Source organism: Desulfitobacterium sp. (genome assembly GCF_034927245.1).
Lineage (GTDB): Bacteria > Bacillota > Desulfitobacteriia > Desulfitobacteriales > Desulfitobacteriaceae > Desulfitobacterium_A.
In genome coordinates, this window is record NZ_JAYFQK010000077.1 from 1 (window position 1) to 4,508 (window position 4,508).

A 4,508-nucleotide genomic window follows, 5' to 3' on the forward strand; every position below is an offset into this window, starting at 1 on the left:
ACATCTTCAAATACCCCCAAGAAACCGATTTATCTCAATCGTTCAATCAATTACTTCTTTATGCTTAATAATTCAACATTGAGAGATAAATATCCTTCTTATGACGGTCAGGTTAATGGGGTTTTTGCAGTGAAATCATAAGTTTTTATCGGTTGATAGTATAAGTGCAACCAACGGTTTTCGCTCTCGCTAAGGCTCGGCGAAAGCCGGGTTTTCTTTATGATTGGAGGCTAAGGAATGATAAAAATCATGGGCATCGGTCCCGGGAGCAGGGAGTGGTTACCACCTGCAATTATCGAAATCGTTATGTCCTGCGATGTGTTATTTGGAGGAAATCGTGCGCTTGAACTTTTCCCGGATTTTCAGGGGGATTGCAGTGTTTTGTCCGGAAAATTAAGTACGGCTATTTTGGAAATACGCACGGCGTTAACAGAAAAGAAGCAGGTCGGTGTGTTGGTGTCAGGGGATCCGGGATTTTATAGTTTCCTGCCAATGCTTAAACGGGAGTTTCCGGAAACGGAAATGCGTATTTATCCCGGAATCAGCTCAATGCAGTTTGCCTTTGCACGAGCGGGTTTGCCCTGGCAAGAAGCTGAATTTCAAAGCGTTCATGGCCGGTCGCTGGACACTCTTCCGTTAACATTCCAAAAGCCTTTAGCCGTTCTGACCGGAGGGGAAAACTCTCCCCAGAAGGTTGCCGCCTATTATCAGCAATATGGGCTTAACCTAAAAATCTCCTTGGGAAACCGTTTGAGTTACCCCGATGAAGAATGGATTAACACGGATGTCCAAACACTGGCTCATGAGAAAAATCAATATAACAATGCAATCGTTCTTCTTCATCCGTTTTCCTTTGACGATGAGAGAAAGGAAAACGTGAATATAGAGGGTTTGGGCATTCCAGATGAGGAGTTCATTCGAGGCAAAGTTCCCCTTACAAAAACGGAAGTCAGGGTTCAGGTTCTCGCGGAAGCGAAGATTAGGGAGACCGACAAGATTTTGGATGTAGGAGCAGGGACAGGCAGCCTAAGCATTGAGGCCGCTCGTCTAGCCGGGCGGGGACTGGTTTTTGCGGTCGAGGAAGATCACGAGGCTCAGGAGCTGATTTTATTAAACCAGTCAAAATTCGGCATTCCTAACCTGCGGCTTGTTCGTGGGACAGCCCCCGAGGTTTTTGCGGAAATCCCGCCTGTTGACGTTTGCCTGATTGGGGGAAGTCAGGGCCGGCTCAAAGAAATCTTGGAAAAGGCCCCTTTGCTGCCGGGGGGAAGAGTTGTTTTGACTGCCGTTACTTTAGAGACAGTGGGCGGAGGACTGGAACTATTAAAGCAGCAAGGTTTCGAAGAAATTGATGTGGTTTCAATTCAGGCTGTTCGTTGGAAGGAAATTAAGGATTTTCATATGGCTCAGGCCATGAACCCTGTTTTTATTATCAGTGGGAGAAAAGCGAAGAAGGAGGGAAAAGAATGACCCATCAAGGTAAATTTTATGGATTAGGAGTCGGACCGGGAGACCCTCAGTTGATTACGCTGAAAGCTGTGGCAATACTCAAGCATATTGATATTGTTGCCGTGCCGAAATCGCGGATGGATCGGGACAGTGTAGCCTGGGAGATCGCTAAGGTGCATTGTCCGTCGGATATTCAATTGATGGAATTGGAAATGCCGATGACTTCTGATGAGACAGTTCTTCAAGCGGCTTGGCAAAAGGCGGCTTCGCAAATTTTAGATGCGCTGCATTCCGGTAAATCAGTGGCTTTTTTGACCATAGGTGATCCCTCGTTTTATAGCACTTATACTTACCTTTTAAATCTACTAAAAAGAGAGTTATCTTCTGAGCAAATCGAAACTGTTCCGGGAATTATGGCTATGGCTGCCGCAGCAGCTAAAGTGAATCAGCCGCTGGCTACCGGTGATGAACCGCTTCTTGTTTTACCCGGAATTGAAGGAGTAGATCAATATGCGGAAATCCCCAATCTAGTGGTAATGAAAGTTTCACGCAACTTACCTGAGGTCCTTCAAAATATCAAAGAAAACGGTGGCAAGGCGGTACTAGCAACTCGTGTCGGACAAGCAGGGGAGAAAATTCGCGAGCTGACAGATCAGGAGGAAATGGGAAAAGTGGATTATTTAAGTCTGGTTCTTATCAATCGGCCGGTGAAGTGAATAAAGGAAACGAATCGGATAACAACAGTTGGATTGGAGGAGAGCATGTGGCTGAAAAAAGTAGGGGTCAAGTTATTTTTGTAGGTGCAGGACCGGGAGACCCGGAACTGCTTACACTTAAGGGTAAAAGAATTCTCGAAACTGCGGATCGCGTAATTTATGCGGGTTCACTTGTCAATCCGGAAATTCTCGGCTATTGCCGGGAGGGAATCCCGTTATTTGACAGTGCGGGGCTAACTTTGGAAGACACCCTCCGGCTTATGATTGAAGGCGTTGAAAAAGGGGAAACTGTGGTCAGGCTTCATACGGGGGATCCCAGTGTTTACGGTGCGATTCAGGAGCAGATGGAACCTCTTGAAGCGCGGGGAATTTCTTATTCCGTGATTCCCGGGGTGAGCTCGGTTTTTGCGGCAGCGGCCGCGATTAAAAAGGAATTTACGCTCCCGGAAGTCAGTCAGACCGTCATTTTGACCCGTTTGGCCGGGCGTACTCCCGTACCCGAAAAAGAGAGCTTAGCCGAGCTTTCTAAACATCAGGCAAGTATGGCTATTTTCCTCAGCGTGCAGGACATGAGCCGTGTCGTTCGGGAATTGCTGACAGGCTATGCGCCCGAAACACCTGTAGCGGTTATTTACCGGGCCAGCTGGGAGGACGAACAAATCGTTTCCGGCACACTGGCGACGATCGAAGATAAGGTTAAGCAGACCGGAATCCGAAAGCAGGCTCAAATTCTCGTCGGCGATTTTCTCACTTCACATGAGGGATTGCGTTCTAAACTCTATGACCCGGGATTCAGTCATGAATACCGGAACGGACAGAAGCCATGAAGCTCGAAGAAGGGTTAAGGGGACGAATGGCTGTCATCGTGCTGACGGATCAGGGCTTGGTTCTCGGCCGAAAAATTATTAACAGTTTTCGTGGGCGTGAGATGGGTTTGACAATGGAATTATGGGTTTCTGAATCAGCGAACTCTAAGGCAACCGGAGAGTGCCATACCTTCAAACGACTGGCGGAAATTATGCCGCAGCTGTGGAAGAAATCAGCATTGCTGATTTTTGTGATGGCAGCGGGAATAGTTGTCAGGCAGGTTGCGCCTTTAATCCAAAGCAAAGATCGTGATCCGGCGGTTCTCGTATTGGACCAAAAGGGCCGGTTTGTGATTCCGTTGCTTTCCGGTCATCTGGGCGGAGCCAATGCTTGGGCTAAGGAAGTTGCGGATCAGCTTAAGGCGCAGCCGGTTATTACGACAGCGACGGATGTCGAGGGGTTGACCGCTCCCGATGAATATGCGCGAAGATTAGGCTGGATCGTTAAACCCACAAGTGGCTTAAAAAGAGCTAACCGTTACCTTCTCGCTAACAGGTGCCTTAAGGTATATTCAGAGGTCACATTATCTCCGGATCATCCGTTAAGAAAAGATGAGCATTATATCTTTGTCGGCGAGGAAGAAAAAGAACAGGCTCAGATATGGGTAACCCCTTTTTACAAGACATCTGAGAAATCAGCTCGGGAATCACCGAGCATTGAGAGTAACCTAGACTCCCCTTCGGATTTACCGTGGATCATTTTAGTTCCGAGAGTTTTAAGTATCGGCGTAGGAAGCCGGCGAGGGATTAGCAAAGAAAAGGTTTTGGAGGCTGTGGATGCATCGCTATCCAGTATCGGTGCTTCCAGGCAGAGTGTCTCCGGAATCTTTAGTATTGATCTTAAACAACACGAATCAGGGATGATTGAAGCGGCCCATGAGTTGGGTGTACCTTTTCAGACCTTTTCGGCAGCGGAAATACAGACTTTGGCAGATGAGCGGGAATTGTCCCGTTCCGAGTTTGTAAAAGAAAAGATTGGAGTGGATGGAGTTTGCGAAGCAGCCAGTTTATTGGGGACGAAACACGGAGAGCTGATTCTGCCCAAGCAGAAACAGAGCGGAGTAACCGTCGCGATCAGTATGGAAAGATTTTTGTCGTAGGGATCGGACCGGGCAGCCCCGAACATATGACAGTTCGGGCCCAAAAGGTTTGGGAGGAAGTCGATATTGTCGCCGGCTACCATACCTATATAAATCTTGTCCTTCCTTTTATAGGAGATAAAAAAGTGGTGGCAACAGGTATGCGTCAGGAGATTGACCGCTGCCGTGAGGTTGTGAAATTGGCTCTGGAAGGGCATTCCGTTGCCCTGGTTAGTAGTGGTGATGCCGGAATTTATGGGATGGCAGGAATCCTAATCGAATGCTTGCAAGAGGCGGAGTGTATCGATTTACCGTTAGAGATTATCCCGGGCGTGACAGCGGCTAATGCCGCGGCTTCTCAGTTGGGGGCGCCTTTGATGCACGATTTTGCCGTAATC

Annotated in this window: 5 protein-coding genes; all 5 read left to right on the forward strand. The window is 48.0% G+C overall.

Features of this window, described 5'->3' with window-relative positions:
- The first annotated feature begins 237 nt into the window (after positions 1–237).
- On the forward strand, positions 238–1,470 hold the full coding sequence (gene cbiE, locus VB077_RS16040; RefSeq protein WP_323416266.1) for a precorrin-6y C5,15-methyltransferase (decarboxylating) subunit CbiE: 1,233 nt from the start codon (positions 238–240) through the stop codon (positions 1,468–1,470).
- Positions 1,467–2,165 carry a precorrin-2 C(20)-methyltransferase gene (cobI, locus tag VB077_RS16045; RefSeq protein ID WP_323416267.1) on the forward strand — a complete coding sequence of 233 codons (699 nt, stop codon included), beginning with the start codon at positions 1,467–1,469 and terminating at the stop codon, positions 2,163–2,165. The genes cbiE and cobI overlap by 4 nt, the downstream gene beginning before the upstream one ends.
- 47 nt (positions 2,166–2,212) lie before the next feature.
- On the forward strand, positions 2,213–2,992 hold the full coding sequence (gene cobM, locus VB077_RS16050) for a precorrin-4 C(11)-methyltransferase (RefSeq protein ID WP_323416268.1): 780 nt from the start codon (positions 2,213–2,215) through the stop codon (positions 2,990–2,992).
- On the forward strand, positions 2,989–4,131 hold the full coding sequence (locus VB077_RS16055) for a cobalt-precorrin 5A hydrolase (protein ID WP_323416269.1): 1,143 nt from the start codon (positions 2,989–2,991) through the stop codon (positions 4,129–4,131). The genes cobM and VB077_RS16055 overlap by 4 nt, the downstream gene beginning before the upstream one ends.
- 26 nt (positions 4,132–4,157) lie before the next feature.
- The coding region (locus VB077_RS16060) for a precorrin-3B C(17)-methyltransferase (protein WP_323416270.1) at positions 4,158–4,508 on the forward strand (351 nt) is incomplete at its 3' end.

Coding starts and splice junctions, on each gene's coding strand:
- cbiE (WP_323416266.1), top strand. CDS start 238: ATGATAAAAATCATGGGCATCGGTCCCGGGAGCAGGGAGTGGTTACCA.
- VB077_RS16055 (WP_323416269.1), top strand. CDS start 2,989: ATGAAGCTCGAAGAAGGGTTAAGGGGACGAATGGCTGTCATCGTGCTG.
- cobI (WP_323416267.1), top strand. CDS start 1,467: ATGACCCATCAAGGTAAATTTTATGGATTAGGAGTCGGACCGGGAGAC.